Raw genomic sequence first — 2,334 nt, 5'->3', positions numbered from 1 at the left:
GGGCCCAGGCCAGCGGCGTCGACATCGACCAGGCGGTCCGTGACGCCACCCGGGCCTGGGAGGACGAGATCCGCGCGGCGGAGGAGCCCTGACCGGGTACCGGCGCCGGCTGCTGGCGGGTGATGCGGAGAGGGGCATGAGCAGTGCGCCTCGGTGGCGATCGATGATGATGTCGCGCCCGGAAGCAGGTCGCCTCGGGTCCGTCCGGAGGTCACGTCGCAGGGTGTTTCACCGGATCTCCTGCCAGGGGGATGGGGGCCGCCGAATCCTCCGCTCGGCGCCTCCAGGGCGACGGGTGTTCAGGGCGATGGGCGTTGCATGCATCTTCGTCGTGGACCAGGCACTCCTCACAATGCACGATAACGCTTCAGCAGCAGAGCGTTGGCGATCATGAGAACCAGCTGCATGCCGAGCAGGACCAGAAGGTTGATCCGTGTTGATCCGAGTCCTTGTCCATAGACCAGGGTGCGCTGCAGCCCGGAGCAGGAGTGGTACATGGGCATGACCAGTGCGACCTTGTCGAACCCCCACGGCATCGTCTCCACGGGAATGATGCCCGAGAAGAAGACCTGCGGGATGACGACTACGGGGATGAATTGTGCGACCTGGAATTCCGTGTTGGCGAAGATTGAGGCAAACACACCGATCTCAACCGCAACAACGACCTGCATCACCATGATCAGAAGGGCCAGCGCGAAATTCCAGCCCCCAATGAATTGAACGTCCAGAGCATAACGGGTGAAGAACAGCAGAAGAACCGCCTGCACAACGGAGAAGAGACCGATCCCCAGCACATAGCCCATGGCTACTTGGAGTCGGGTGATGGGGGTCAGTATCATCCGTTCCAAAGTTCCTTGTGTGCGCTCGCGAACAAACCAGATACCGGCGACAATGAATGTCAGGAAGAATGACATGATACCCAACAGGGTGTGCGCGAGTCGCTTGAATGTGGTGTCCAAGGAGGTTCCATGGAGATAAAAGGTGCTGATGCTCTCCGTGGTCGGGGGCTGTTGCTGTGCGGACACCAAGGCGCTCCGGATCTTATTCTCATAGGCGGTGTTCTCCTGCAGAAGATGGATCGATGTGCCACGGTTGTCCACGACGACCACTGCGTCATAGATTCCGTCGTCCAGCGATCTGTCAATGTCCAGTCCGGCGCCCTCTTGAGTGACAGTACCCGCCTGCTGCAGGGCTGTCGCTGTTGAAGGCGCGACGTGGCCGACGACTCCGATCTTGATGTCGATGCGCGGCTCTCCCATGAGAAGATAAAGAAGGGTCATGATCACCAGTGGGGAGATGAACATCATCCCAAGCGAACGCCGATCATTCTTGATCTGTCGGATCAGTCGGCGGGCCATTGTTCCCATCAGTGCACCTTTCGAAAGAAGTAATGCTCCAGGCCTTCGCCATCGCTGGACGCCTCGAGCGCGGAGACCGTGCCGTCCGCTATTTTTTCTCCGTCCCGGAGGAGCACGGCCCGATCGCATCTGCGGGCCTCTTCCATCACGTGCGTTGAGATGAGAACGGTCTGCCCGTCGGTTGCGAGCCGCCGCAAGGACCCCCAAACGGAGCGACGGAGAACCGGATCCATTCCTACGGTGGGTTCGTCGAGAATGAGGGTACTCGGTTCGGGTAACAAGGTGATGGCGAGTGAAAGGCGTCGTCGCATGCCGCCCGAGAAATTCCCCACACGCTCGTCTGCATGCTCCCCGAGGCCGACGATCTCGAGTACGTTCGCGATGCGGTCGTGTCGTCTCGCTCCGGAGAGTCGGTGCAGGCCGGCGAAGAATTCAAGATTGGCGCGCGCGGAAAGATCGGTGTAGACGGCGTCTGACTGAGGCATGTAGCCCACTTTTTCCAGCAGACTGCGATGGGGCACTGGAAGCTCGTTGATCATCACTTTTCCAGTCGTTGGACGGATGGCCCCGACCAGACAACGGATCAGCGTCGTTTTCCCGGATCCGCTGGGACCGAGGAGCGCAGTGATGGCCTTGTCCGGAAACTCGGTGGTGACGTCGGTGAGTACAGTCGTGTTCTTGAATGTCACTCCGACGTGGGATACGGTTACAGGCACTGGTCCTCACCCCTTTCCTGTTATCAGAAGACGAATGAACCTTGGCCAGAGGGTTGTTCAAAACCCTGATTTTTTTTGGGGGGGGGGGGTTGATTCTTTTGGCTGTTCTGCCGGTACGGGCGTGTCCTGGTGGAAGGTGAGGACCTGCCGCTGGGACAATCGGGTCATCCAGCATCCCATGTTCTCAGGACGGGTTCTCGCATGGATCGTGCAACAGGCCCGCCGGCCGAGGCGATCGTAGTCCTCCCACAGGCTCTCGT

Annotated in this window: 2 protein-coding genes; both read right to left on the bottom strand. The window is 59.9% G+C overall.

All coding sequences use genetic code 11. The features are described 5' to 3' along the window. Positions 1–347: 347 nt before the first annotated feature. Entirely contained in the window at positions 348–1,367 is a 1,020-nt protein-coding gene (locus tag K336_RS0112335) for an ABC transporter permease (protein WP_162142631.1), read from the bottom strand. Beyond that, positions 1,367–2,047 (bottom strand): ABC transporter ATP-binding protein, encoded by a 681-nt coding sequence (locus tag K336_RS0112330; protein ID WP_211223516.1) that lies wholly within the window; start codon positions 2,045–2,047, stop codon positions 1,367–1,369. The genes K336_RS0112335 and K336_RS0112330 overlap by 1 nt, the downstream gene beginning before the upstream one ends. Positions 2,048–2,334 lie beyond the last annotated feature (287 nt).

The sequence above is a fragment of the Propionibacterium acidifaciens DSM 21887 genome, from assembly GCF_000426605.1.
GTDB lineage: Bacteria > Actinomycetota > Actinomycetes > Propionibacteriales > Propionibacteriaceae > Propionibacterium > Propionibacterium acidifaciens.
Note: the sequence above shows the minus strand (reverse complement) of the source record. Positions and strands in the feature narration are given on the sequence as shown.

Excerpts from the sequence above, each read along its gene's own strand:
- K336_RS0112335 (WP_162142631.1), bottom strand. The coding sequence starts at position 1,367 with ATGGGAACAATGGCCCGCCGACTGATCCGACAGATCAAGAATGATCGG.